Below are 24,397 nucleotides of genomic sequence, written 5' to 3' on the forward strand. Positions count from 1 at the left end.
ATAACAATTTGAGGTTTTGAGTTTAAGATGAAAGCAGGCATTCATCCCGATTACCGTAAAGTGGTGTTCCACGATACCACGGTTGATCACTATTTTGTGGTTGGTTCTACTTTGCAAACCGATCGCACCATTGAGTGGGAAGGCAAAACTTACCCCTACATTACCATCGAGGTTTCGTCAGAATCTCACCCGTTCTATACCGGTAAACAACGTGTGGTACAAAAAGAAGGTCGCGTTGCGAACTTCACTCGTCGTTTCGGTCAGTTTGCTAAGGAGTCCAAATGAAAGTGCTCAGCTCGCTAAAAAGCGCTAAAAATCGTCACCCAGATTGTCAAATCGTCAAACGCCGTGGCCGTTTGTATGTGATCTGCAAATCAAATCCTCGCTTTAAAGCCGTTCAGCGCTAGTAGCAAGATTTTTATCTAACCAGATGGTTATTCATGCTCATGATCATCTGGTTATTTTTTATTTTTAGGTTAGAAGTTATTCGTTTGGATAAATTTTGTAACATTTTTGCTTTTTAATTTACCTTTTTTGTCGAGTACTCTGCGCGCGCTTTTGACATTTCTGTCACAAATGCATAGGAATCATGACAAGGAGGGAACAGATGAGTTCATCTGCTTCAATAAATCAAAACGCACCTAAGAAACCTTTAATTACCCGTTTTCTTGATGGTGTGGAATATTTGGGGAACCTATTACCCCATCCCATCACATTATTTGCCATTTTCTGTGTTGTACTACTGGTTGCTTCGGGTATCGCTGGGTACTTCGAGTTGTCAGTTGTGGACCCTCGTCCAGAAGGCGCGAAAGGTCGTGCAGCAGATGGCATGATCCATGTTGTCAGCTTACTCAATGCCGATGGATTAGAGCTTATCGTAACCAACTTAGTGAAAAACTTTGTCGGCTTTGCTCCTTTAGGCACCGTATTGGTGGCCATGCTGGGTGTCGCGATTGCGGAGCATTCTGGGTTGCTCTCTGCGGCAATGCGTGGTCTGGTGATGGGCGCTTCAAAGCGCATGGTCACCTTCACTGTCGTGTTTGCCGGTATTATCTCTAACACGGCATCTGAATTAGGCTACGTGGTTCTTATTCCACTGGCAGCCATGTTGTTCCATTCGCTAGGCCGTCACCCGCTCGCGGGACTCGCTGCGGCGTTTGCGGGTGTTTCTGGTGGTTACTCGGCAAACCTGTTAATTGGCACCGTCGATCCTTTGCTTTCAGGGATTACTGAAACCGCCGCTCGTATGATTGATCCTACTTACAGCGTTGGTCCTGAAGTCAACTGGTACTTTATGGCGGCTTCTACCTTTGTGATTGCGATTTTAGGTGCATTCGTGACCGAGAAAATCGTTGAGCCCAAATTGGGCAAATATGATGTATCAGAAGCCAGCGATGACTTAAGCCAAGACAAAATGGGTTCTCTGACGGCGCTAGAGAAAAAAGCGCTGGCCTATGCTGGATTAGCGGTTGTTGTGGTGAGCGCATTATTGGCTTGGACAATTGTACCGGCGGATGGCGTGCTGCGCGGAGAGGATGGCCTCGTTTCTGGTTCACCATTTTTAAAGAGCATCGTCGCCTTTATCTTTATCTTTTTTGCCATTCCCGGCTATGTCTATGGCCGTGTGGTTGGCACGATGAAAACCGATCGTGATGTGATTAATGCGATGGCGAAATCGATGTCTTCTATGGGCATGTACATTGTGCTGGTATTTTTTGCGGCGCAGTTCGTTGCCTTCTTTAGTTGGACTAAGTTTGGCCAAGTATTGGCGGTATTAGGCGCGGATTTCCTGAAAGACATCGGACTGACGGGACCCATGCTGTTCTTCGCCTTCATTTTGATGTGTGGTTACATCAACCTGATGATTGGCTCTGCCTCTGCGCAATGGGCAGTCACCGCGCCGATTTTCGTGCCTATGCTGATGTTGGTGGGCTATGCTCCAGAAGTGATTCAAGCGGCCTATCGTATCGGTGACTCGGTCACTAACATCATCACCCCGATGATGAGCTACTTTGGCTTGATTCTGGCGGTGGCGACGCGTTATATGAAAAACCTCGGTATCGGTACTTTGATCGCAACCATGTTGCCGTATTCGGTGGTGTTTATGGTGGGGTGGAGCTTACTGTTCTACGTGTGGGTATTTGTGTTAGGTCTGCCGGTTGGCCCTGGCGCCGCCACTTACTACACGCCATAGTGTTTGTTCTGCATACGAAAAAGCCTGCGCATATCGCAGGCTTTTTTACACATCAGAAAATGTCATTACCCAGTGCGCTTAGCCAAAATTCTGTCCAGATGATTGGCAAACTCGCGCCGTTCGGTCTGCGAAAGCGCGGCAGGGCCACCGGTTTGAATGCCGCTGGCGCGCATGGTATCCATAAAATCGCGAATATTCAGGCGCGCTTTGATGGTCTCTTTGGTGTAGAGCTCTCCACGGGGATTCAATGCCAAACCACCTTTGCTGATCACTTCATCCGCGAGGGGAATATCCGCCGTTATGACCAAATCGCCCGCTTCGGTGCGTCTGACTATCTCATTGTCGGCAATATCAAACCCTGAAGAGACTTGTAGCGCGCGAATATTGTCGCGTTTGGACAGTGGGATCAGATGGTTGGCGACAAAGGTACATTCAACGCCTGTACGCTCAGCGGCGCGGATCAGCGTTTCACGGATCACTTTCGGACACGCATCAGCGTCTACCCAAATCTTCATGCTTGCCCTCCTTTGTTTGTGCTTTCGAGCGCTTCAATACGCGCTGTAAGCTGTAAAATCGTCTGTTCTAACTGTTCAATGCGCTGCTCAAGGCTCGGGGCAGTATTTGTCGTGGCGACCTCGACTTTGGGGATGCGTTGGGTACTTTTCCAACTTTTTATCGTGGCAATAATCGCAGGCATTGGTACTGGCGTTTTTAAACGCGCTTTGACCAGTGCGACAGAAGGCTCTTTGCCTTGCTGCTGCAGGCTATTGAGGATCTCTTCCAGCTCTTGAGACACGTCTTTGGTCAGCATAATCTTTCCTTATTCGGGTTTGCCGCCATCTTACTGAGAAACACTCGCGAGCAAAAGGGGCAATCGTTTGTGAGAGATCGCTTACACCTTGTGTAAGCAAAAACAGTGAATTGATGCAGGAATAACGAGGGGTTTTGATTATCTATTTGATTTTTAATGTCTATTTTATTGGTTGGGTTTGGGGGCTTAGCCTGTAGGCCAGCAGCCGCTTGTACGAAAAAGCAAAACGGGTAAATTATCTCTTGTCGAAGGAAATGACCTAGGAACTGTGATTCTCAGGATGAGAAGTGGTGAGGATGACCACAAGCAGGAAGCCGGACACGCATAAGGAATGCGTCAGCGCACAGTGAGGTGAGCTGCAAGGATGATTCAGGATACTCTAGGGATGTGAGAGGGAACCCCATCAGGACGATGGCAAGGACACCGCTCAAGGAACAAGTGATGAAGGCTGAATAGGATTATTCGGCATCAGGACGAATAGGACACCGCTAGGATGGCGATGCTCGGAGTTCGCTGAAAGGATCAGCCCGTTAAGGATGATGCATGGAGCACATTCAAGTAGCCGGATGCTGCGACTAAGATTAAGCCCCGACACCTGTGTCGGGGCTTTCCTTAATCTCCCTTTCGAGCATAAGAACCTGCGTTAATCAGGCCAAATTGGTCACAATATTGGCTAACAAAAAATAAGCGCATATCAGGTTCTTGATAAACCATAAAAATAACAACGTCAGCAGGCTTTACCTCGTGTCATTCGATCCTTGATATGGACGAGGTCATTGTAAATAAAATAGCGCCTTTCTATCTGGGAAGGCGCTATTTCCGTTTGATTTTTCTGCTATACAAGGAATGTCCGTGACCATAGCGACCCGAAGAACGCTACTTATCCCTTACACTGAGGCGTTTGAGTCAGATTTTCTGGTGCTCAATTACTGTGCGAAAAACCGCGCCCTGATGAACGGGCCGACGACCGTAGCGGCAGCGAAACAGCTTTTTCAGCGGGTATTGCATGATTCTTCACTGTACGCGATGGCCGTGCTGGATAACTATAACCGTGAGTACATGGGGCATGTCTTCATCGAATTTGAGAGTGAAGGGCGCGCTGAGTTGGGCTTTTTATTTGATAAAGCCTACTGGGGACAAGGATTCGCCAGTGAAGCGTTGAATGCCTTTTTCCCCAATATGTGTCAGCGTTTTGGTTTACAGCGTGTGGTCGCAACCATTAAAGCGCAACATGAAGCTGCGCGTACTATTTTGCAAAAGCTCGGTTTTATCCACGCCATGGATGTGGATGAATTTTATGGCCCATGTAGCCAATTTATCTGGACGGCTGAAGCGGATAGGCTTAGCCCATCCGGTGCGGTGGCAGAGCAAAACCTACCGTTCTAAATCCTCGCATTTCTAACTGACCTTGGTAACAATCGTCGCCAAGTGAGGAAAACTCAAACAAATAAATGGTGTGCCAACGCCACTGGCCAGAGGGCGTTTTGAATTTATGCTGGCCAAAAGCGACGTTGAGCAGTTGCAAATCAAGCTTGTCACAGTGGCGTTGAATCGCTTGTTTGGCGATTTCCGCTTGATGGCGCTGCTGCCAAAACAGAAATCCCGCAAAACAGAGCGCCAGTATCAAGAGCAAATCGCCAATCATGAATTATCCTCGTGTCATCTGCTGTAACTGCTCTAGAGCCTGCGCCAACTCTGGTGATGGGCTGGCGTGCAATAGAGGCAGCATCACTCCCCGTAGTGCGGGCAGCATGACCACGTCCGCGAACAATTGATTAAATAAGGGTTGATTTTGAGTTTGCGCTAAGCGAACTAAAAAGCGTTGCGCACGGCCGCTATTTTCTAGGCTCATCCAACTGCGTCCTGCAAGCGCAATCAGCACTTCTGGATGGCAAATTGCGGGAGAGGCGAGAATCGCATCGCAAGTCGCATCAAGGATATTGGCAGGCGCTCCGGCCAAGGCTCTCACTAGAGCCGCGAGCAAAAACAGATCTGGATCGCTGGCTTTGACTTCCGCCTCCGCAAGCTCACTTAAGCGTTTCGCCAGTTTTTCCGGTAAGGTGACATGCTCTAATGCCCCGAGCACTGCGTAAAGTGGCTGGGCGGGCAAATGAGTCAGGGCTTTACGGAGCAATACGCCGTTTTGTTCTTGCTCTAAACGGGCACAAAGATCGGTAATCCCTTGCAAACCCACCGTATGCCACTTATCCCAGCCTAAACCGCCAGAAAAATAGTGCTGAGTGTGTTCGTAGTATTGGCTGCAGGCTAGACCAAGCTGCGCGCGGATCTGGCTATGCAGCATCGCGAGTTTGTCTTCACTGGGTTTGAAAGTGTAAGGATTATTGGCGAGCTTCTGTTGCTGCTCTTCCGTCAAAGATTGATGGAGTCGGCTGCCCATCGCTTCGAGCAGATATTGAATAAATTGCCCGACATCGGCTTGTTGCAGTAAGCCACGTTCATCAAGCGCAAATTTGAGCATCCAGATCCAAGGTTGACGCTGTTCATTCCAATACACGATAGCGAATTGCGCATGACGTTGTAGCGGAAACGGGTAAGCTTGTTGACCTAATTCCACTTGAGCAAATTGGCGGTTATCCATCGCTTGCACGCGGCGTCCGAGATCAAAAATTTGGTACTGGCAGCCGCTATTTTGCAGCAGAGCCGTGAGGGTACGAATAGTGTCCATGCGGAAATTGATCCTAACTTTCTTTCTCCAATAAATGGTACTCTATGGCACTTTTTCAAGGTCATCATAGAAATAAACCGGACGAATTATGCAGTTCAACGCCGTATTGGTGAAGTTACTCGATGAGTTGGAAGTCAGATTGCGTGCTGCGCAATTGTGGCAAGCGACACCGCCTTCTTCACAAGCTCTCGCCAGCCAAGAGCCCTTTGCTGTGGATACTCTGTTGCCCCATGAGTGGCTGCAGTGGATTTTTCTGCCCAAAATGCAACAGGCGATCGCCCAAAATGCGGTACCGCGTGGTTTCGCGCTGGAGCCGTATTTCTCAGAAGTGTGGCAAGGTGAGGCCCGTTATCAAGCGGTACTTGCGGTCATTCAACAAATCGACAAGGTGTGCCAATAGATGCTCGAGATTGTTTATCAAGATGAATATTTGGTGGCGGTCAATAAACCGGCTGGCATGTTGGTGCACCGTTCATGGCTCGACAAGCATGAAACCGAGTTTGTAATGCAGACCCTGCGCGATCAAATTGGTCAGCACGTTTTCCCGCTACACCGTTTGGATCGCCCGACATCCGGCGTTTTAGTGTTTGCGCTTTCGAGTCAAATTGCATCCGATGTGATGCCGATGTTTGCCAATCATGAGATGGAGAAAACCTACCACGCCATTGTGCGCGGCTGGATTGAAGAGGCGAATGTGCTCGATTATCCACTCAAAGAAGAGCTCGACAAAATTGCCGATAAATTTGCCAAGCAAGATAAAGAAGCGCAGTCGGCGGTGACAGCTTATCGGCCACTCGCCAAAGTGGAACTGCCCATTTCCACAGGAAAGTTTGCCACTACCCGCTATTGCTTGATGGAGATGCAACCGAAGACCGGGCGCAAACATCAGCTGCGTCGTCATATGGCACATCTGCGTCATCCGATAGTCGGTGATACCACCCATGGCGATGGAGTTCATAACCGACTGTTTCGTGAACACTTTTCCGCGCAACGTTTGATGCTGCATGCCAGCGAGTTACGTTTTATGCATCCTTATACTCAGCAACCGTTAGTGATTCGCGCTGGACTAGATGAAGTGTGGCAAGGCTTGCTTAGTGAGTTTGGTTGGCAAGAGTCGCTGTTAATCAACGCTTGATGATTTTCTCAATCAGCCCAATAAAAAAGCCTTCATCATGAAGGCTTTTCTCTTTCTGATTTCTACCTCAGCGACGTTAAGCGGCGGGTGGAAAGGACTATTTGGCCAGATAGTCGCGAATTGCGCGCTCAATGCCTGCTGCATCTAGGCCTAGTTCTGCATGCATCTCTTCTTGCGTGCCTTGCACGATGAACTGGTCTGGCAGGCCGAGATTGAGAACCGGCTTGAGCTGCTTCTCTTTCATCAGAAACTCAATCACGCCAGCCCCTGCGCCACCGGCAATCGCATTTTCTTCCAATGTCACGAGGACATCATGAGTTTGGGCGAGTTGCTTGATGAGGGCTTCATCCAGTGGTTTAACAAAGCGCATGTCAGCCACTGCCGCGTTGAGTTTTTCAGCGGCTTCTAAAGCGTTAGGCAGCAGAGTACCGAAACTCAAAATCGCGACTTTCTCACCTTCGCTGGCCGTGCTTTCACGCATTAAGCGGCCTTTGCCGATTTTCAACGCGGTAAAGCTGCTCTCTAGCTCAACGCCCATGCCATTACCGCGTGGGTAACGCACGGCACTTGGGCCTTGATGTTGATGACCCGTGTAGAGCATTTGGCGACATTCATTTTCATCCGCCGGAGCCATGATCAGCATGTTGGGGATGCAGCGCATGTAGCTTAAATCAAACGCACCTTGGTGAGTTTGACCATCGGCTCCGACAATCCCCGCGCGGTCGATGGCAAACATCACCGGCAAGTTCATGATCGCCACATCGTGGATCAGTTGATCGTAACCACGCTGTAAGAAGGTGGAGTAAATCGCCACAATCGGGTGATACCCCGCAATAGCCATACCGGTCGCCAGCGTGACTGCGTGCTGTTCGGCAATCGCCACATCAAAGTATTGGCTTGGGTACTCTTTGGAGAAACGCACCATGCCAGAGCCCTCACGCATGGCTGGGGTAATCGCCATCAACTTGGGATCTTGCGCCGCCATATCACACAGAAAATCGCCAAAGATTTTCGAAAAGGTGGGCTTAGTATTGCTGCTTTTGGGCAAGCTGTGGTGGCTTGGATCAAACTTAGGCACGCCGTGATAGCCAATCGGATCTTTTTCCGCAGGCGCATAGCCTTTGCCTTTTTTGGTCATCACGTGGAGGAACTGTGGCCCTTTTAGCTCACGCATGTTTTTCAGGGTTTTGATCAGTTCCAGTACGTCATGGCCATCCACAGGGCCAATGTAGTTAAAGCCGAGCTCTTCAAATAGCGTACCGGGGACCACCATGCCTTTGAGATGCTCTTCGGTGCGACGAACCAGCTCTTTGATTGGCGGAATGCCAGACAGCACTTTCTTGCCGCCTTCGCGAATAGAAGTGTACAGACTGCCAGACAGCACTTGCGCTAAATGGTTGTTCAGTGCACCGACATTTTCTGAAATCGACATTTCATTGTCATTGAGTACGACCAGCATATCAGGGTGCACATCCCCCGCGTGGTTCATCGCTTCAAACGCCATACCGGCGGTGATCGCGCCATCGCCAATCACACTGACCACTTTACGGTCTTTACCTTCTTTACCAGCACAGATTGCCATGCCGAGTGCGGCACTGATCGAGGTGGAGGAGTGACCCACCGAGAGGGTGTCGTATTCACTCTCTTCACGCCATGGGAAAGGGTGTAACCCATCTTTCTGGCGAATGGTGGGCATCTGATCACGACGACCAGTCAAAATTTTATGTGGGTAAGCCTGATGACCCACATCCCAGATCAGATGATCAAATGGGGTATGGTAGACGTAATGCAGCGCAACCGTCAGCTCAACGGTGCCTAATCCTGAGGCCAAATGGCCGCTGGATTGACTCACTGAGTTGAGCAAATAGGTACGTAACTCGTCACACAGCTTAGGCAGCACTTCTTTTGGAAGGCTACGCAGTTCGTCTGGCGTATTCGCCAGAGCCAGTGTTGGGTATTTTGAGATATCAAGAGTCATAAGTATGCGCGCTTATTGTTTAGTTCTTGCGCTCGACGACATATCGGGCGAACTCTTCCAGATGCTCCGTATTGTAGGGAATTGCTTCTAAAGCCAGAAGCGCTTCTTGTAACAGAGTGTGTGCTTTTTGTTGTGCTCCCTCTAAGCCTAAAAGAGCAGGGTAGGTACTTTTATTTAATTCTTGGTCAGAGCCCTGTGGTTTACCAAGGGTTTCGGTATCGCTAATGATATCGAGAATGTCATCTTGAACCTGAAACGCGAGGCCAACCGCTTCTGCATAGCGATCAAGATGCGGTAGCATGGCGCGGCCTTTTTCACCTGCGGCTAAAGCACCTAAACGGATCGCGCAGCGCATTAAAGCGCCGGTTTTATTGCGATGAATGGTTTCCAATTCTTCTAGCGAAATTAAGCGATTTTCCGCCGCCAGATCTAACGCTTGACCAAGGCACATGCCTTGTGCGCCAGAAGCTTCGGCGAGGGCTTGGATCATGGCGACGCGCTGTGTTTCGCCTGCAGCAGAAAGAGCGCCTTCCGCCAAAATAGTAAACGCCAAGGTTTGCAGGGCATCGCCGGTTAAAATGGCGGTGGCCTCATCAAACTGGATATGGCAAGTGGGCTTGCCGCGGCGCAGCTCATCATCATCCATGGCGGGCAAATCATCATGGATCAGCGAATAGGCGTGAATACACTCCACGGCTGAGGCAGGAGTGTCTAAGTCGCTAAGCTCACAGCCGAGCATTTGCCCCGTGATGTACACCAAATATGGCCGTGCCCGTTTGCCGCCGAGCAGTAGCCCGTAACGCATCGCCTCAATTAAAGGCAAGGTTTGAAAGGGAATACGGTTCAGCCACTGATCCAGTTGCTGGTTATTTCGCTGTTGGTATGAGGATAACGCCTCAATCATAGGACACTCATCTTTGTCGGTTGTTCTGGCTGGTGGAGCGGCTTACTCTGCTACATCGCTAAAATCGCTGAGCGGGGCATCATCACGGTTACTGAGCAAAATCCGCACACGCTGCTCAGCATCGTCTAGTTTGAGCTGGCCAGCTCTGGCTAAAGAGATGCCACGCTCGAATTTGCGCAGTGCTTCGTCCAGTGCCAGATCGCCACTTTCTAGCTGTTCGACCAACTGCTCCAGCTCTTCGATGGTTGACTCGAAGGACATGTTTTCCGGTTTCTTGCTCGCCATATTTTTTATGCCTTACTTAAGATGCACGAAAGTTACCTCAGGGGGCTTGGCTGGTCAAATTTAACCAAGCGATTTTGTCAGAAATAGAAGGCTTTTTTACCGCGCCAGATAACGAAATGGAAAAAAGTCCACAAAGTCATAATTCGAAGGCTAAAAACTCTGCGCGTGACAGGTGCATCTCTGCCAGTTTTACGTATACACTTGACTAAGGTTTTCACCGTCTATTCTGACAATTTCGTTAAAGAATTTATTCTGTTGCCGATAATGAAGGTAAGATTTTCATTATCGCGAATGTGTAGCCTGAGGAGTGCTTCGTGGATTTAGCAACACTGGTTGGTCTTATTGGCGGCATGGCTTTCGTGGTCATGGCGATGATACTGGGCGGCAGCATAATGATGTTCGTTGACGTGGTATCAGTTCTTATCGTGGTCGGCGGTTCGGTCTTCGTCGTACTCATGAAGTTCGAAATGGGGCAGTTTTTTGGTGCGGCCAAAATCGCTGGTAAAGCCTTTATGTTTAAAGCTGATGTGCCCGAAGATCTGATTGCCAAAATCGTCGAGATGGCGGATGCCGCACGTAAAGGTGGCTTTTTAGCGTTGGAAGAGATGGAAATTCCCAACGCTTTTATGCAAAAAGGGATCGACCTTTTGGTGGACGGCCATGATGCGGATGTGGTGCGTGCCACCTTGCAAAAAGATATTGTCTTGACCGATGAGCGCCACAGCAAAGGAACTCAAGTTTTTCGCGCCTTTGGTGACGTTGCGCCCGCGATGGGGATGATCGGGACACTGGTTGGTCTGGTTGCCATGTTGTCTAACATGGACGACCCGAAGGCAATCGGTCCTGCGATGGCGGTAGCACTATTAACCACGCTTTACGGTGCAATTTTATCTAACATGGTGTTTTTCCCGATTGCCGACAAGCTCGCGCTGCGTCGTGATCAGGAAACCCTCAACCGTCGTCTGATCATGGACGGTGTTTTAGCGATTCAAGATGGGCAGAACCCAAGGGTTATCGATAGTTATTTGAAGAACTACCTCAACGCAAGTAAACGTATTCTTGATGTTGATAAAGAGTAGCGGAGCCGACTATGGATGACGAACAACAATGTAAATGTCCCCCTCCCGGTTTGCCCGCATGGCTGGGGACGTTTGCGGACTTGATGTCACTGCTGATGTGCTTCTTCGTACTCTTGCTCTCGTTTTCGGAGATGGACGTACTGAAATTTAAGCAGATCGCTGGCTCAATGAAGTTTGCCTTTGGTGTGCAAAACCGTTTGGAAGTGAAAGATATTCCCAAAGGGACCAGTATTATTGCTCAAGAATTTCGTCCCGGTCGCCCAGAGCCGACGCCGATTGATGTGATCATGCAGCAAACCATAGATATCACCCAACAAACCTTGGAATTCCAAGAGGGGGAGTCAGACCGAGCGGGCGGTAATCAACGTGATTCCGGTCAGCTTACTGGCGGTCAATCGGCAGAAACTTCGGTGCAAGATAACCAAAACACTCAATCTGAAATGCAACAGCAGCAAGCACAAGCGATGTCAGAGCAGATGGAAACCGTGGCGGAAAGCATCAAAAAAGCGCTGTCTAGAGAGATTGAGCAAGGAGCCATTGAAGTAGAAAACTTGGGGCAGCAGATTGACATTCGGATCCGCGAAAAAGGCGCGTTCCCAGAAGGTTCCGCATTCTTACAGCCTAAGTTCCGTCCTCTGGTACGCCAAATCGCTGAGTTGGTCAAAGACATTCCCGGTAAAGTGCGGGTGACAGGGCATACCGATAACCAGAAACTGGACTCTGAACTGTATCGCTCGAACTGGGATCTCTCTGCGCAGCGCGCAGTTTCGGTGGCGCAAGAGATGGAAAAGGTCAAAGATTTTGACCATCTACGACTGCAAGTGCGTGGATTGGCTGATACCCAACCGTTAGGGCCCAATGATACCGAAGCGCAACGGGCAACCAACCGCCGCGTTGAGATCAGTATCTTGCAAGGCGAGCCAGTCTACAGTGACGAGGTTCCTTCACTAGGCGGTGGACAACAATAACCGAAGATATACACACCGACTGTAAACTAAAAAGGGCAAGCCATTGGGCTTGTCTTTTTTATGGGCTTTTCTCAATAAAGTGTGATCGTGTATAATCGCGCCCCTTTAGCGGTAAGCGCCTTGCCAAGGTTTACCTGCTGCTCGCCAGATTGTCTAACTCAGATTGCGAATAACTGTATGAAATTTATCGTTAAACCCCATCCGGAAATTTTTGTGAAAAGTGAATCGGTACGTAAGCGTTTCACAAAGATCCTTGAGAGCAATATTCGAATTATTGTGAAAGCCCGCACACAAGGGGTGGCGGTATTCAATCGTCGTGATCATATTGAAGTGACGTCAAACAGCGATACTTATTACGCCGAAGTGTTGGAGATTCTGACGACCACACCGGGTATCCAGCAAGTGTTGGAAGTGCAGCAATCAACCTTTACCGATCTGCACAACATCTACGAGCAAGTGCTGGAGCTAAATCGCGCTAACCTCGAAAACAAAACCTTTGTTGTGCGCGCGAAACGCCGTGGTAAGCATGATTTTACCTCTATTGAACTCGAACGTTATGTTGGGGGGGGCCTCAATCAAGCCATCGCCAGTGCCAAGGTAAAATTGATTAACCCTGACGTGACCGTGCAAGTGGAAGTGGTCGATGAGCTGCTCAACCAAGTGATCGCGCGTCATAAAGGTTTAGGTGGTTTCCCTCTGGGTACCCAAGAAGATGTATTGAGCCTGATTTCTGGTGGCTTCGACTCCGGTGTATCGAGCTATCTGCACATTAAACGTGGTTCAAAAGTGCATTACTGCTTCTTTAATCTGGGGGGACCCGCCCACGAAATTGGTGTGAAGCAAACCGCTTACTACCTGTGGCAAAAATACGGTTCATCAGCCAAAGTGCGATTTATCGCGATCGATTTTGCTCCTGTGGTGGCTGAGATCCTCGAGAAGATCGATGATGGTCAAATGGGCGTGGTGCTCAAGCGTATGTTTATGCGCACCGCCGGTATGGTGGCTGAGAAGTTTGGCATTCAAGCTTTGGTTACGGGTGAAGCGCTAGGTCAGGTTTCTAGCCAAACCCTGACCAACCTGCGCCATATCGATAACGTGACCGATACTTTGATTCTGCGTCCGCTCATCAACTGGGATAAAGAAGACATCATCCGTCTGGCGCGTGAAATTGGTACGGAAGATTTCGCCAAAACCATGCCTGAATTCTGCGGGGTGATTTCAAAAAGCCCAACCGTAAAAGCGGTAAAAGAGAAATTGGAAGAAGAAGAAGCCAAATTCGATTTTGCTCTGCTTGATCAAGTGGTGTACAACGCTCGCCAAATCGACATTCGTGATATTGGTAAAGAGTCGCTGGAAAAAGCCCCTGAAGTGGAGTTGGTTAACAGCGCAGAAGAGGGTAACGCCGTCGTACTGGATATTCGTAGCCCAGACGAAGAGGACGAAAGCCCGTTAGAGATTGCGGGTGTGGAAGTGAAGCATCTGCCTTTCTATAAGCTTGCGACTCAGTTTGGTGACCTCGATCAGTCAAAAACCTACTTGTTGTACTGCTCACGTGGTGTGATGAGCCGCTTACAAGCGCTCTACCTGCAAGAGCAAGGCTTTAACAATGTGAAAGTCTATCGCCCATAGTCCACTGTCGATAGTTCATTGCCCATAACGCGATCATGAATGGATAAAACGCAGAGTTTGCTCAGCAGGCTCTGCGTTTTTTCGCTTTATCCCCTTCCTACTTTAAGCTGCAGCGATGTTGGCTACGCTCGTTCACCCCAATCACATAGTTTGCCTATGCTCATGTGGATTATGAGAGCCATCCTTGGCTCTCACCAAAGGCCAGCCGATGGCTGTGCAAATTTGTTCCAGACAAATTTGTCACTCTCTTGCCGCTTACCTGCAACGCCAAGTAGTTTGTGTATAAGTGTAGTATTTACTGATTGGAGCTAAAAATGCAGATAAAAAAACACCGCCCAAAGGCGGTGCTAAAAATTTGACAGACAGGTCAAAAATAAATACAGGAAGTATTTGTTTTGTGGCAGGGATAACTGCACAAAACGGGTGGTAGAAACTACCTAACTCGAATTTCGAGTTTGCAAACACAACATCGCAACAACTAAGCCTATTGATTTACAAGGAAATCAAGCCGTTCAGGCCGCTGTTGCGCGGTGAAATATAGATTTTCTCTGGTCGGTTAGCAACGGACAATTTATAATGTTTCAGATTAAAAAAACTAATCTTTAACCGAGTACCGCTATGTCCAGAAGATTGCCTCCCCTTAATTCGTTAAAAGTGTTTGAAGCGGCCGCTCGCCATTTGAGTTTTACCCGAGCTGCTGAAGAATTATTTGTGACACAGGCCGCAGTTAGCCACCAAATCAAAGCATTAGAAGAGTTTTTAGGCTTGAAACTCTTTCGTCGTCGTAATCGCTCTTTATTGCTGACCGAAGAAGGGCAAAGTTATTTCCTCGACATAAAAGATATTTTTAGTTCATTAGCTGAAGCGACCGATAAATTACTTGAGCGCAGTGAAAAAGGGGCGCTGACCATCAGTTTACCGCCGAGTTTTGCGATTCAATGGTTAGTGCCACGTTTGGCGGATTTTAACCAGCAAGAGCCGGATATTGACGTGCGCATTAAGGCCGTCGATATGGATGAAGGTTCGCTGACTGATGATGTGGATGTGGCGATTTATTATGGCCGAGGTAGTTGGCCGGGCTTGCGTGCCGATAAATTGTATCAGGAGTTTTTGATCCCACTCTGTTCTCCGGCGTTGTTGCTGGGTAACAAGCCAATGGAGAAGTTAAGCGATTTGGCTTATCACACCTTGTTGCACGATACCTCGCGTAAAGACTGGAAACAATTTGCCAAAGAGAACGGCCTTGATAACGTTAATGTTAACCATGGGCCGATCTTCAGTCACTCAACCATGGTGTTGCAAGCGGCTGCGCATGGGCAAGGTGTTGCGTTAGGCAATAACGTGTTAGCGCAACCAGAAATTGATGCTGGTCGCTTGATTGCCCCTTTTGATGAGGTATTGATGACCAATAACGCCTTCTATGTGGTGTGCCATGAAAAGCAGGCGGATATGGGACGGATCGCCACTTTCCGCGATTGGATGCTGAAAAAGGCGCGCAGTGAGCAAGTGGATATTTTGCAACATAAGCACAACCAGTAAATTCGGGTTATGAGGTAAAGGATGAACAGTAAGTATTTACTCGCTCTCGGGGGCTTGCTATCGGGTGTTGCGGTGGGTTTAGGTGCCTTTGCGGCGCACGGTTTAAAAAAGATGTTAAGCCCGTATTTACTCGATGTGTTTGAGACGGGCGTGCAGTATCAATTTATCCATGCATTGGCTCTGCTCGTTTGCGGCGTATTATTGTTGCTGCCTCTCCATGAAGCCGCGCATAAAGGCTTTCGCCGCGCGGCACAGTTTTTCTTGGTCGGGATCGTCTGTTTTAGCGGTAGCTTGTACGCACTCGCACTCACGGGTGTGAAGTGGTTTGGTCCTATCACGCCTTTTGGTGGCGTGATGTTCATCTTAGGCTGGATCTGGTTTAGTTACGCGGCGTGGAAAAGTCAGTAGTCTGTGTTGTGATGCCTAATCAGAGGGGATTTAGTCCGCGGAGGATGAGTTAAAACGGATATCTTGCAAGTTAAACCCAAGCTCGATGTCCGTTTTCAAGGCACTGACTTGTTTACAGATGCGCGCCATTTCAATGTGAGGATCGAGTTTTTTGCGATACTTTGCCGGTAGTTCAGGGCTGGCATACGCCTCTTCAATGCTCGAGAACTGGTTTAAAATCTCTTTCGCCGCTTTCGGGCCAATACCGGCCACGCCGGGAATTTGGCTTGAGCTGATGCCCGTTAATCCCCAATAGTCGGTTAATTGTGCGAGAGTAACGCCAAACTCCTGAGCGATAAAAGGCTCATCTAACCAACGTTGCTGAAAGTAGTCGCGGATTTGTAAGGTCGGAGAAAGTAACTGACAGTAGCCCTTATCGGTCGAGATAATTGTCACTTTTTCTTGATGAGCCGCCACTTTACAAGCCAGTGTTGCAACCAGATCGTCCGCTTCATCGCCTTCCGATAACAGCGAATCAATCCCCAGTTGCCACCACGCATCTTGAATGGAATCTAGTCCTTGCTGCAAAACGTCTGGCATGGGTTTGCGATTGGCTTTGTAAGTTGGGAGTAACTCAGCGCGCCAGCCACGATCAGATAAATGATGATCAAACACCGCAATCATATGGCTGGGCTGCGCTTCATTAATGATGCGCTGCAGAGTGCGTGTTGTGGTTTCCGCGGTTCTGGTGATGTCGTTGGGATCGGGTTGCGCGGAGTGAACGCGGCGGATCAAATTAAGTGCATCAATAATGACAAGATGAAGAGACATAACCAAAAACCATAAAAAATAAGGGCTTGTGAGGCCCTTATTGTAATCAAATCCGTCAAGATTACTACCCAAGCGACGAGTTCAGGCTTGAGCAGACATTGGCTTTAGGTTTAAGTCACTATCTTATAGCAAGGCTCGTATGCGCTGCCGCCTGGAAGTTTCATCCGGTTTTGGGCAACGAAATCATTGAGTAGCTGATCCATTTTTTTCATTAACACTGGGTCACCATGCATTTCAAAGGGGCCGTGGCGTTCAATTTCACGGATCCCTTCCGCTTTGACGTTGCCTGCCACAACACCAGAGAAGGCTCGACGCAGATTGGCGGCAAGCACTTCTGGGCGTTGGTTTAAGTGCAAATCAAGGTTCGCCATGCTTTCGTGGTTAGGCTCAAACGGCAGTTGGAATTCTGGTTCAATTTTGAGTGACCAGTTAAAACTGTACGCATCTTCTTTATCTTTACGATGTTGGCGCACCAGTGGCATGGCATTACTCATAATACGTGCCGCTTCCGCTGGATTATCGATGACGATGCTGTAATGCTTGCGAGCGGCTTCACCCAAGGTATCGGTAATGAATTTATCCAAAGAGCGGAAATACGCTTCACTCTGTTTTGGCCCTGTCAGCACAATAGGCATTGGCTGATCGGCGTTTTCTGGGTGCATCATAATGCCCAAGATATACAGTAGCTCTTCTGCCGTACCTGGACCTCCGGGGAAAATAATGATGCCATGTGCCATACGCACGAACGCTTCCAAACGTTTTTCGATATCTGGCATGATCACCAGCTCATTAACGATAGGGTTGGGCGGCTCGGCGGCAATAATTGAAGGTTCGGTCAATCCGAGGTAGCGGTATTCCGAATAACGCTGTTTGGCGTGGCCGACCGCCGCACCTTTCATTGGGCCTTCCATCGCACCGGGGCCACAACCAGTACAGATGTTCAGTTCACGTAAACCGAGCTCATGGCCGACTTCACGAGTGTATTGGTACTCAACTTCATTAATCGAATGTCCACCCCAGCATACAACGAGATTGGGTGTCGCTCCGGGAATCAGTGCTCCGGCATTGCGCAAAATACCAAACACGAGGTTAGTAATGTGCGTCGCGTTAGTCAGGTTAAGGCGCTGGCTATCGGCTAAATGCATATTGACGTAAACAATATCGCGCAGCACAGAAAAGAGGTGTTCTTGGATCCCTTTAATGATCTGTCCATCGACAAAGGCATGTTCGGGGGGATTCGCCAGCTCAAGTTTGATGCCGCGTTCACGGCGCATGACGGTGATATCGAAATTCTTATATTTATCGAGCAACTCTTTCGAGTTATCCGTGTGGCTACCTGAGTTCAACACGGCAAGGCTGCAATTGCGATAAAGCTGGTAGAGATCACTCGAGGCGGTCTTTTTCAGACGTTCGACTTCGAGTTGTGACAGTAGATCCATACTGCCGGCTGGGCTGACTTGAATAATCATAGTGTCCTCCTTCAACCTGAGGTTGAGGTCATGCTAGAGCATGATGTTGAGCATTTGTTATAAAACAAGAGTAGCAGAGATACCCAGAGAAGGGGGTGATAACCTCTTGATATATCTGGCTTCAATCTAGAGGTATCTAGTCAGGTAAGAAAATAGAGTGAGGGGGTAATTGTGAAATTGAGCACAAATTAATAGTTAATTAGCTTAAATATTAATCAGTTATTTCCAAACTAACTGACTTGGACCGATATGTTTGGCTTCACTTAGCGTCAGATTTAAACGATCAAGAACCGTTTCGGGGGTATCTGAATCCATGAAGCGGATACTCGCCGCAGACAGCGTGATGGTTAGGCTCTTATCGCGGAACTTGAACGGTAGTTTCGACACGTTGAGCTGGATCTGGTGAATAATCTGGTAACTCTCATTATCGGAGCGTTCAGGCAGTAACAGAATGAACTCTTCACCAGAGAAGCGAGCCACGGTGTCACTGTCTCGTAATTCTTTTTTGATGGTGCGAGCAATGATACTTAAGGCCTTATCGCCTGCGGTGTAGCCAAAGCTGTCGTTGATCGATTTGAATTTATCAATATCAAACAGCACTACCCGCAAATTGTGTTGCGTACGGATCCAGCGGCGATACTCATGTTCAAGTCGCTCAGTAAAGCTGCTGCGGTTGTACACTTTGGTCAGAGGATCGAGTTGTGCGCGCAATGCTTGATCTTCAAGGCGGCGACGATAATCTTGTGCCAAATCAGACAGGGCTTCCATCTGATCTTTGCTATAGCGCATACGCTCAAGTAGGGCTTGCTCACGTTGCTCCGCTAAGAGTAAGCGTTCAGAAAGTGAAGACATCTCGCGCAGTAAAGGCGCCATTTTCAGCTTGAGCTGTTCTAGCTCCGTCTGTTCTTTGAGCGCGGTCTGGCTACGAGCCACTAAACTGCTCAGCTCGCCATTCATCTCTTGGCGGTGTGCCATGTAACTCTGGCTTTGCTCAAGATTTTGAGTCGCGCTTTTTAGGTTATTGCCAATCGAGAGATTCACTTGCTCGAGAAAGGCTTCGGCTGCTTTGCGCTCAGCATGGCTTCCATCGACGACTAAACGCAGCACTTCAAGGGTGAGCTCAAGCAGGGTATGATTATTGACGCCAAGCAGAAGCTTGGTTCGGATATCGGTCAGTTGATCACCCGATTCACCATTGAAATCCAACTCAGTAATCAAGTGTTGTAAATCGACGGCAAGTCGATGCAGCAGTTCTCGATCCGCTTGTTGAGTAAGCTCATTGAGCGCCAAATTGGGATTGGCACATTGAATTTTGACCGCGCGTTCATAAATTTCCAGCAAACGCAAAGCTTGCTGAGTTTTTTCCAGCGGCTGTGCGGCGCTAAAACTCAGCAGATCTCGAAGATCGCGTTTGATCTTGGCGGGTAAGCCGGGGACGCGCAGTAGCGTTTCACCGCTGTGCTGTAGCTGGCTATCCAGATGACTCGTTTGTTTGTCCATGGCCAATGACTGTTGTTTCAACATGCGTTCCAGTACGGCTAATTTCGGGATCAGCGTACTGATGTCTTTTTGTTGTTCTAATGCAAAACAGAGTTCTTCTAAACTTTGGTTTAGTCGAGAGCTACTGCCGCGGCAAGTCGTAGCCAAGGAAGTGACCATTCGTTTAAGAACTTGCTGCTCTCGGTTAAATTTGAACGAAGTATCCCTTTGTGTCAAACGTACTTGTTCTAACTGAGATTTCAGTTTTTGAAGCTCTGCTTGGATATCTTGTTCTAGAACGCCCATGTACAACAAACTGGATAGTTGAGGATCAATCCTGATCCTATTTATTGATTTGTCGATAATAACAAATATTTTGCTGGCGTCACCCAGTGTTTATGCCGACTGGGCAGCATTTATCCATCTTTTAAGAGTTTTTTGATGTTGTCCTCATTCTTATAAGAAGAGTGAACTTTGATCAGCCCTTGATTTATTGCTTGTTTACAAGAAAGTCGAATATTTTCCGAAGCAAAGCTGGCGGCTGGGGCATTATCAATCGCTTTAAAATAGACCCAATGACTTTGGCCTTCACTCAAGCTTAACTCTCTGGCGATATTGGTTGCCATCAACAAAATATCCAACAATTCTTTATCATTGATGGCGGTATAAGCCCGCGGTAAAAATGGGTAATCGGCAATACCAATTCGAACTATTCGGTTTATTTTTCTTTCTGGTGCAAAATCATTCAGCCAAGATTGAATCTGGTTGAATAATATTTCTGGTTCACTTCGCTCGCTGCCATTTTTTTCGATATACAACAAGCTTGCATCTGAAAAATGGTACAACCGATCGGGTTCTTTTATTTTAGTTTTAAGAAATTTACCAAAAGCGCGCTCTAATTCTAAACCGGCGGTATAACCATTTTGCAGATACATGTTGCGCATGAAAGGAATGTCGATCAGTACAAAACGCAGTCTATCGTTGAGCGGTTGACGAATGAGCTCCCCTAGCTGCCACTGTTCATAGTTACGGTTACTGTTTTCTAATGAACTGGGTAACTTCGCATTCAGCATGCGTAGATTGCTTAGGCGCGATCTTGAGTGAGTAAATAACGTGTCATGTAACTCAGAGATTTGATCTTGAAAGCCTTGAATAAGATAACCGCGTCGCAAAGTAATCAGAAAAAGTACTAAGCTAATGCTCAGTAAAAACAAAGCCACTTTACGTAATTGGCTGAATTGATTGTTGGTCTCTTGCAGCTGTTTTTCTTGTCCAACTAAATGCAGGGTCTGTTCAATAAACTCCCGTTGCTGACGAAATGCATCTTCACTGATTTGGTTAAGCTTATTTTGTCGTTTTTGGGCGAGAACCTGACTCTTTTTAAAATTGTCTAGCGCTTTGGCGGCTGAGCCGGTTCTTTCATAACCGAGAGAAAGTAAACGGTAAGCTTGCTCTTGAAGTTCGTCATCTTGAATCGATTGACCAATATGCAGTGCCATTTCTGCATAACGAACGATATCCTGATTTATTTCTTGATAATAAGCCAACCCTGAATGCAGTAAGGCGGCGTGCCCATTTAAACGAGGAATATCAGCCATTCCTAATAGCTCTTCAGCGCTGGTTAAATACTGCTCAGCAACGGGGTAGTTGTAGAGTTGTAAATAGGTAGCGGAGAGATTGATGCGAATTTCAATTTCATCACTGAGTGACGATTGATTATTTTGATGGTCAATCACATTGAAATAATGCACCAAAGCTAAGTTATATTTGCCTTGCTGGTAGTAGACATCACCCATTTGTTTGAGAACAGCAGATAAAAATGGCGATTGTTCGTAGCGGCCATAAAAGTCTGCCGCTTGTGAGAAGTGATCGAGTGCTTTATCTAACACTTGGCGATTGAAAAACAGTTTGCCTAGCAGTGTGTTTGCTTGCGCTAACAGCACGCCAGCGTTGTTCTCAATAGCACTCCAGTAGGCGATCAGCAATTCGGAAAGCGCCAGGTTATAACGTCCATGGCTAAGATTGTGCTCACCTAAGGTTAGGTGATACTCAATGGCCGGTTTTTCGTTTTGTAAGGTGTCAAGATAGGGTTTGGCCTTGGCAAACAGCTTATCGGCCAATTCAAGCTCATTGGCTTTTGAGGCGATTTCGGCACTGAGTAACGTAAGTTTGTAATCAATGCCTTTGGCGATTTGATCGGCATTTTCGATTACCTGATACTGCTCATTGATCTTCTGTATTCTTTCGCGCGCGGCCTGTGCATCACCCTCTTTCTGCCAGATAAGACGAGTGCTAAGGATTTGCACATCGAGGTGTAGATAGGGGAGTTGGTATTGTTCAGTCAGTGCATTGGCATCGCGCAAAATCTGTTGCGCTTGTTCATGTTCACCAAGATTATCCAAGGCGAGCGCCAAAATCATCAAGGCATCGACCGTACTGCCGGGTGTGCGTGTCCGGCTGTCGGCTTCATCTCGAGCAATTGTGGCGGGGTGTTTTTCCTGTTTCTCGGCTAAATGGCGCTCATTAAGGTACTGCTGCGCCATTTTTTTTGCTTGTAAGGGTGAGACCTCGACCAAGCCGCTAGCTTCATTGAGCATAGGTGAAGAGTAAATCGTGGCCTGAGCCCAACTTGAAGCCAGAAGTAAGGTCGCTATGGTTATCCAGCGCAGAAATCTCATCCTAAGTCTTATCCTTATTGTCGCGCCATGCGTTGATTATGGTTCGGTGCTGACTGGTGGCTGGAGCGGAATGGGTTAATGTCTAAGCCACCGCGTCGAGTATAACGCGCATACACGGTCAAACTCTGTGGCTGGCAGTAGCGCATAATGTCGGTGAAAATACGCTCAACACACTGCTCATGAAACTCATTATGCTCACGGAAAGAGACAAGATAACGCAGTAAGGCTTCACGATTCATCTTAGCGCCGTGATACGCAATCTCGACGCTTCCCCAGTCGGGTTGATTGGTGATTAGGCAGTTGGATTTAAGCAAATGGCTGTGCAGTACTTCGCTGACTTTTTCACCCTGTGCTGCACCTTGCAGCAAGGCATCGTCAAACTCGTAGTTAGCGATTTCAATATCTTGATCATCAATGCACTCGCCTTGCATGGTCACTATCGGCTCTGCGGTGTAATCACTCAGTGGTTTGACTTTTACGGTCACGGTTTCACCGGCGCAGGCCGAAAGATCGTGCACTAAGCGCGTTTGCACTTCATCCCAAGACGCAAAACGAGTCTGATTGTAGCTGTTGAGATAGAGCTTGAACGATTTGGATTCGATCAAATTGGCACTGGTCGCTGGAATCGACACTTCTCCGATCGCCACTTGGGGCAGGCCTTTCTGATTGAGCCAAGAGAGCTCATACAGCGTCCAAATATCGCAGCCTTGAAAAGGCAGAGTCGCGCTAAGATGCAGATCATTGCGGTTCAAGCTGCGTGGCACAGGTTGCAGTAAGCTTGGGTCATACTGGTTGGCATACTCGGTTTTTTTACCCAGAGTTAAGCTTGCCAGCTCTTTGGCATCAGAATATTTGCTCATGTTTTTCAGTCGATTCAATTAGAATGTGCAGAATTTTACGCAATCCCAGTGCCAGTGTCATTAACGAGGCGGCGCAAACTCAACATGGAGATGATTATGACGCAAAGCGTAGTGCAAGCCTTGAGTGCATTCAGTCAGCGTTTTCTACAACATTGTGCCCAGCAAACCGGCCAATTACCGGAAAATGATGAATTATTGGGACTGGCTTCGCCTTGTGTGGTCGAAGCGCTGACCGATGTGGTGCGCTGGCGTCCCGTCAATCGTGAGGTTTGGGCAGATTTCAGTAATGTCGAGCGGGCGATTGAGCTCACGCTGCACGAGGATATTAAAGCATTTTACGCTAGCCAGTTTAGTGCTGATATGCCTGCGCAGTGGCGAGGCCGAGAGCTGACTTTGCTGCAAGTATGGAGTGAAGACGATTTCACCCGCCTGCAGGAAAACATCTTGGGGCATTTGGTGATTCAGCGCCGCTTAAAGCAAAAGCCAACTGTATTTATCGCCACCACCGAAGATGAAATGGCAGTGATTTCAGTGTGTAACCTGAGTGGTAATGTGATCCTAGAAAAGCTTGGCACGGCGCAACGCGAAGTGTTGACGGCAGACCTGGAAACGTTTTTAGAACAGCTTGAACCTGTGGTGAATTGAGATGTACGTGGTTGAGTTGGAGTTTGAGTGTTTTGATAACACCACCATCAGCGCCGTGGATAAAGCCATCAACGGCTTGATGGATGCGCTGCGCTATAACGGACAAGTATTGGGGCGTGAGTTCCCGATTGTGCTCGGTGACGGAGTGTTTTACGTGCGCGCCGTCTGCCCTGAAAAAGAGAGCCTGCACCCGAAATTTCATTCCGAATACGTTGAAGTTTGTGTGAGCCGTTTAAGTGAGGCCAGTTTGCTTGCGCCGAAAGTTCGCGTGCTGGGGTTAGACATCAACTCAGAACAAGCCGCGGAAGAGGAAATGCCGAGTTGGCAGGTGCTTTACACCACCTATGTGCATACGTGTTCACCATTGCGCAGCGGTGAAAGTCTGTTGCCTATTCCTCTGTATCGTAATCCGCCGACCTTTAATGGTGATCACAAAGCGGTGATCAAATGGCAAACTGAATGGCAAGCGTGTGATGAATTGCAAATGGCCGGAGCGTGCAAAGCGGAGCATGCTGCGCTGCATGAGATTTGCGATGTGGATAGTGATTTGTTCCGACGAGGTTGGGATCTGCGTGGCCGGATTGAATTTTTGACTCAAGTGCCAACCTATTACTATCAGTATCGGGTTGGTGGCAGTAGCCTTGCGCAAGAAAAAGCGCGCCCTTGCCCTAAGTGCGGCGGAGAGTGGTTATTGGATGAGCCACTGCACGACATCTTCCATTTCCGTTGTGAGCCGTGCCGAATTGTCTCCAATATTTCTTGGGATCACTTGAAATAGAGTGCTGGATGCACCTTCATGCCCCCGCATTCATCTTTTCTCTATTCGTATTCAAAGCACTC

The 24,397-nt window shown here is 48.2% G+C and carries 26 protein-coding genes; 13 read left to right on the forward strand and 13 right to left on the reverse strand.

Annotation, left to right across the window (positions count from 1 at the left end; translation table 11 throughout):
* Positions 1–27 precede the first annotated feature (27 nt).
* The 3 genes from GOU96_RS05140 (at position 28) to GOU96_RS05150 (ending at position 2,194) form a co-directional block, all read left to right on the forward strand.
* The gene (locus GOU96_RS05140; RefSeq protein ID WP_000643440.1) at positions 28–285 is read left to right on the forward strand and encodes a type B 50S ribosomal protein L31; all 258 of its coding nucleotides are present in this window, start codon (positions 28–30) and stop codon (positions 283–285) included.
* On the forward strand, positions 282–407 hold the full coding sequence (ykgO, locus tag GOU96_RS05145; RefSeq protein WP_000866542.1) for a type B 50S ribosomal protein L36: 126 nt from the start codon (positions 282–284) through the stop codon (positions 405–407). The genes GOU96_RS05140 and ykgO overlap by 4 nt, the downstream gene beginning before the upstream one ends.
* 200 nt (positions 408–607) lie before the next feature.
* Positions 608–2,194, forward strand: coding sequence for an AbgT family transporter (locus GOU96_RS05150; protein ID WP_000098861.1), 1,587 nt, complete (start codon positions 608–610; stop codon positions 2,192–2,194).
* A gap of 65 nt (positions 2,195–2,259) precedes the next feature.
* Here GOU96_RS05150 and GOU96_RS05155 read toward each other — a convergent pair whose 3' ends face one another.
* A complete protein-coding gene (locus GOU96_RS05155) occupies positions 2,260–2,709 on the reverse strand; it encodes a YaiI/YqxD family protein (protein ID WP_267780703.1) in 450 nt (149 codons plus the stop codon).
* Positions 2,706–3,005 (reverse strand): hypothetical protein, encoded by a 300-nt coding sequence (locus GOU96_RS05160; RefSeq protein ID WP_000956112.1) that lies wholly within the window; start codon positions 3,003–3,005, stop codon positions 2,706–2,708. The genes GOU96_RS05155 and GOU96_RS05160 overlap by 4 nt, the downstream gene beginning before the upstream one ends.
* 852 nt (positions 3,006–3,857) lie before the next feature.
* On the opposite strand from GOU96_RS05160, the gene GOU96_RS05165 reads away from it, so the two are divergent.
* Complete coding sequence (locus GOU96_RS05165) at positions 3,858–4,391, forward strand: GNAT family N-acetyltransferase (RefSeq protein WP_000150751.1); 534 nt, start codon at positions 3,858–3,860, stop codon at positions 4,389–4,391.
* On the opposite strand, the gene GOU96_RS05170 is transcribed toward GOU96_RS05165, so the two are convergent.
* Positions 4,348–4,650 carry a DUF3301 domain-containing protein gene (locus GOU96_RS05170; protein WP_000578705.1) on the reverse strand — a complete coding sequence of 101 codons (303 nt, stop codon included), beginning with the start codon at positions 4,648–4,650 and terminating at the stop codon, positions 4,348–4,350. The genes GOU96_RS05165 and GOU96_RS05170 overlap by 44 nt on opposite strands.
* Positions 4,651–4,653: 3 nt before the next feature.
* Positions 4,654–5,691, reverse strand: a complete 1,038-nt coding sequence (locus GOU96_RS05175) for a DUF3549 family protein (RefSeq protein WP_000379751.1) — start codon at positions 5,689–5,691, stop codon at positions 4,654–4,656.
* Positions 5,692–5,779: 88 nt separating this feature from the next.
* Here GOU96_RS05175 and GOU96_RS05180 point away from each other — a divergent pair, with 88 nt between their 5' ends.
* Positions 5,780–6,091, forward strand: a complete 312-nt coding sequence (locus GOU96_RS05180) for a YqcC family protein (protein WP_001160165.1) — start codon at positions 5,780–5,782, stop codon at positions 6,089–6,091.
* A complete protein-coding gene (gene truC / locus GOU96_RS05185; protein WP_033930768.1) occupies positions 6,092–6,826 on the forward strand; it encodes a tRNA pseudouridine(65) synthase TruC in 735 nt (244 codons plus the stop codon).
* A gap of 97 nt (positions 6,827–6,923) precedes the next feature.
* Here truC and dxs read toward each other — a convergent pair whose 3' ends face one another.
* From dxs to GOU96_RS05205, 4 genes are all read right to left on the reverse strand, one after another.
* Positions 6,924–8,804: a 1-deoxy-D-xylulose-5-phosphate synthase gene (gene dxs, locus GOU96_RS05190; RefSeq protein WP_267780700.1), complete on the reverse strand. Its 1,881-nt coding sequence runs from the start codon at positions 8,802–8,804 to the stop codon at positions 6,924–6,926.
* Positions 8,805–8,823: 19 nt separating this feature from the next.
* Positions 8,824–9,708 (reverse strand): (2E,6E)-farnesyl diphosphate synthase, encoded by an 885-nt coding sequence (ispA, locus tag GOU96_RS05195; protein WP_000568613.1) that lies wholly within the window; start codon positions 9,706–9,708, stop codon positions 8,824–8,826.
* 42 nt (positions 9,709–9,750) lie between these two features.
* Entirely contained in the window at positions 9,751–9,993 is a 243-nt protein-coding gene (gene xseB / locus GOU96_RS05200; RefSeq protein WP_000157112.1) for an exodeoxyribonuclease VII small subunit, read from the reverse strand.
* Positions 9,994–10,240: 247 nt separating this feature from the next.
* Entirely contained in the window at positions 10,241–10,450 is a 210-nt protein-coding gene (locus GOU96_RS05205) for a hypothetical protein (protein WP_223227073.1), read from the reverse strand.
* Here GOU96_RS05205 and pomA point away from each other — a divergent pair.
* The 5 genes from pomA to GOU96_RS05230 all read left to right on the forward strand — a co-directional run bounded on the left by pomA (position 10,359) and on the right by GOU96_RS05230 (position 15,616).
* Complete coding sequence (gene pomA, locus GOU96_RS05210) at positions 10,359–11,072, forward strand: flagellar motor protein PomA (protein ID WP_230610396.1); 714 nt, start codon at positions 10,359–10,361, stop codon at positions 11,070–11,072. The genes GOU96_RS05205 and pomA overlap by 92 nt on opposite strands.
* Positions 11,073–11,083: 11 nt before the next feature.
* Positions 11,084–12,040, forward strand: coding sequence for a flagellar motor protein MotB (locus tag GOU96_RS05215; protein ID WP_095482363.1), 957 nt, complete (start codon positions 11,084–11,086; stop codon positions 12,038–12,040).
* Between the two features lie 177 nt (positions 12,041–12,217).
* Positions 12,218–13,669 carry a tRNA uracil 4-sulfurtransferase ThiI gene (thiI, locus tag GOU96_RS05220; RefSeq protein WP_000668924.1) on the forward strand — a complete coding sequence of 484 codons (1,452 nt, stop codon included), beginning with the start codon at positions 12,218–12,220 and terminating at the stop codon, positions 13,667–13,669.
* A gap of 618 nt (positions 13,670–14,287) precedes the next feature.
* A complete protein-coding gene (locus GOU96_RS05225; protein WP_000091135.1) occupies positions 14,288–15,208 on the forward strand; it encodes a transcriptional regulator GcvA in 921 nt (306 codons plus the stop codon).
* 21 nt (positions 15,209–15,229) lie between these two features.
* Positions 15,230–15,616 (forward strand): DUF423 domain-containing protein, encoded by a 387-nt coding sequence (locus GOU96_RS05230; protein ID WP_001086370.1) that lies wholly within the window; start codon positions 15,230–15,232, stop codon positions 15,614–15,616.
* A 30-nt stretch (positions 15,617–15,646) separates the two neighbouring features.
* Here GOU96_RS05230 and xni read toward each other — a convergent pair whose 3' ends face one another.
* The 5 genes from xni to queF form a co-directional block, all read right to left on the reverse strand.
* Positions 15,647–16,426, reverse strand: a complete 780-nt coding sequence (gene xni / locus GOU96_RS05235) for a flap endonuclease Xni (RefSeq protein ID WP_174500449.1) — start codon at positions 16,424–16,426, stop codon at positions 15,647–15,649.
* Between the two features lie 110 nt (positions 16,427–16,536).
* Positions 16,537–17,895, reverse strand: a complete 1,359-nt coding sequence (ppnN, locus tag GOU96_RS05240) for a nucleotide 5'-monophosphate nucleosidase PpnN (protein WP_000586703.1) — start codon at positions 17,893–17,895, stop codon at positions 16,537–16,539.
* Positions 17,896–18,114: 219 nt separating this feature from the next.
* A complete protein-coding gene (locus tag GOU96_RS05245; protein WP_267782768.1) occupies positions 18,115–19,680 on the reverse strand; it encodes a GGDEF domain-containing protein in 1,566 nt (521 codons plus the stop codon).
* 110 nt (positions 19,681–19,790) lie between these two features.
* Positions 19,791–22,052 (reverse strand): tetratricopeptide repeat protein, encoded by a 2,262-nt coding sequence (locus GOU96_RS05250; RefSeq protein WP_001211755.1) that lies wholly within the window; start codon positions 22,050–22,052, stop codon positions 19,791–19,793.
* Positions 22,053–22,066: 14 nt separating this feature from the next.
* Entirely contained in the window at positions 22,067–22,912 is an 846-nt protein-coding gene (gene queF, locus GOU96_RS05255; RefSeq protein WP_000049894.1) for an NADPH-dependent 7-cyano-7-deazaguanine reductase QueF, read from the reverse strand.
* A 96-nt stretch (positions 22,913–23,008) separates the two neighbouring features.
* Between queF and syd the strand changes: the two genes are divergently transcribed.
* Positions 23,009–23,557, forward strand: coding sequence for a SecY-interacting protein (gene syd, locus GOU96_RS05260; RefSeq protein WP_267782765.1), 549 nt, complete (start codon positions 23,009–23,011; stop codon positions 23,555–23,557).
* A gap of 1 nt (position 23,558) precedes the next feature.
* Positions 23,559–24,335 (forward strand): Zn-ribbon-containing protein, encoded by a 777-nt coding sequence (locus GOU96_RS05265; protein ID WP_000289667.1) that lies wholly within the window; start codon positions 23,559–23,561, stop codon positions 24,333–24,335.
* The last annotated feature ends 62 nt before the right edge of the window (positions 24,336–24,397 follow it).

This window comes from Vibrio sp. R-1 (assembly GCF_035615595.1).
Lineage (GTDB): Bacteria > Pseudomonadota > Gammaproteobacteria > Enterobacterales > Vibrionaceae > Vibrio > Vibrio cholerae.

Bases quoted from the DNA above. Each gene is read 5' to 3' on its own strand.
- GOU96_RS05140 (WP_000643440.1), top strand. From the start codon at position 28: ATGAAAGCAGGCATTCATCCCGATTACCGTAAAGTGGTGTTCCACGAT.
- ykgO (WP_000866542.1), top strand. From the start codon at position 282: ATGAAAGTGCTCAGCTCGCTAAAAAGCGCTAAAAATCGTCACCCAGAT.
- GOU96_RS05150 (WP_000098861.1), top strand. From the start codon at position 608: ATGAGTTCATCTGCTTCAATAAATCAAAACGCACCTAAGAAACCTTTA.
- GOU96_RS05155 (WP_267780703.1), bottom strand. From the start codon at position 2,709: ATGAAGATTTGGGTAGACGCTGATGCGTGTCCGAAAGTGATCCGTGAA.
- GOU96_RS05160 (WP_000956112.1), bottom strand. From the start codon at position 3,005: ATGCTGACCAAAGACGTGTCTCAAGAGCTGGAAGAGATCCTCAATAGC.
- GOU96_RS05170 (WP_000578705.1), bottom strand. From the start codon at position 4,650: ATGATTGGCGATTTGCTCTTGATACTGGCGCTCTGTTTTGCGGGATTT.
- GOU96_RS05175 (WP_000379751.1), bottom strand. From the start codon at position 5,691: ATGGACACTATTCGTACCCTCACGGCTCTGCTGCAAAATAGCGGCTGC.
- GOU96_RS05180 (WP_001160165.1), top strand. From the start codon at position 5,780: ATGCAGTTCAACGCCGTATTGGTGAAGTTACTCGATGAGTTGGAAGTC.
- truC (WP_033930768.1), top strand. From the start codon at position 6,092: ATGCTCGAGATTGTTTATCAAGATGAATATTTGGTGGCGGTCAATAAA.
- dxs (WP_267780700.1), bottom strand. From the start codon at position 8,804: ATGACTCTTGATATCTCAAAATACCCAACACTGGCTCTGGCGAATACG.
- ispA (WP_000568613.1), bottom strand. From the start codon at position 9,708: ATGATTGAGGCGTTATCCTCATACCAACAGCGAAATAACCAGCAACTG.
- xseB (WP_000157112.1), bottom strand. From the start codon at position 9,993: ATGGCGAGCAAGAAACCGGAAAACATGTCCTTCGAGTCAACCATCGAA.
- pomA (WP_230610396.1), top strand. From the start codon at position 10,359: ATGGCGATGATACTGGGCGGCAGCATAATGATGTTCGTTGACGTGGTA.
- GOU96_RS05205 (WP_223227073.1), bottom strand. From the start codon at position 10,450: ATGAGTACGACGAAGACCGAACCGCCGACCACGATAAGAACTGATACC.
- GOU96_RS05215 (WP_095482363.1), top strand. From the start codon at position 11,084: ATGGATGACGAACAACAATGTAAATGTCCCCCTCCCGGTTTGCCCGCA.
- thiI (WP_000668924.1), top strand. From the start codon at position 12,218: ATGAAATTTATCGTTAAACCCCATCCGGAAATTTTTGTGAAAAGTGAA.
- GOU96_RS05225 (WP_000091135.1), top strand. From the start codon at position 14,288: ATGTCCAGAAGATTGCCTCCCCTTAATTCGTTAAAAGTGTTTGAAGCG.
- GOU96_RS05230 (WP_001086370.1), top strand. From the start codon at position 15,230: ATGAACAGTAAGTATTTACTCGCTCTCGGGGGCTTGCTATCGGGTGTT.
- xni (WP_174500449.1), bottom strand. From the start codon at position 16,426: ATGTCTCTTCATCTTGTCATTATTGATGCACTTAATTTGATCCGCCGC.
- ppnN (WP_000586703.1), bottom strand. From the start codon at position 17,895: ATGATTATTCAAGTCAGCCCAGCCGGCAGTATGGATCTACTGTCACAA.
- GOU96_RS05245 (WP_267782768.1), bottom strand. From the start codon at position 19,680: ATGGGCGTTCTAGAACAAGATATCCAAGCAGAGCTTCAAAAACTGAAA.
- GOU96_RS05250 (WP_001211755.1), bottom strand. From the start codon at position 22,052: ATGAGATTTCTGCGCTGGATAACCATAGCGACCTTACTTCTGGCTTCA.
- queF (WP_000049894.1), bottom strand. From the start codon at position 22,912: ATGAGCAAATATTCTGATGCCAAAGAGCTGGCAAGCTTAACTCTGGGT.
- syd (WP_267782765.1), top strand. From the start codon at position 23,009: ATGACGCAAAGCGTAGTGCAAGCCTTGAGTGCATTCAGTCAGCGTTTT.
- GOU96_RS05265 (WP_000289667.1), top strand. From the start codon at position 23,559: ATGTACGTGGTTGAGTTGGAGTTTGAGTGTTTTGATAACACCACCATC.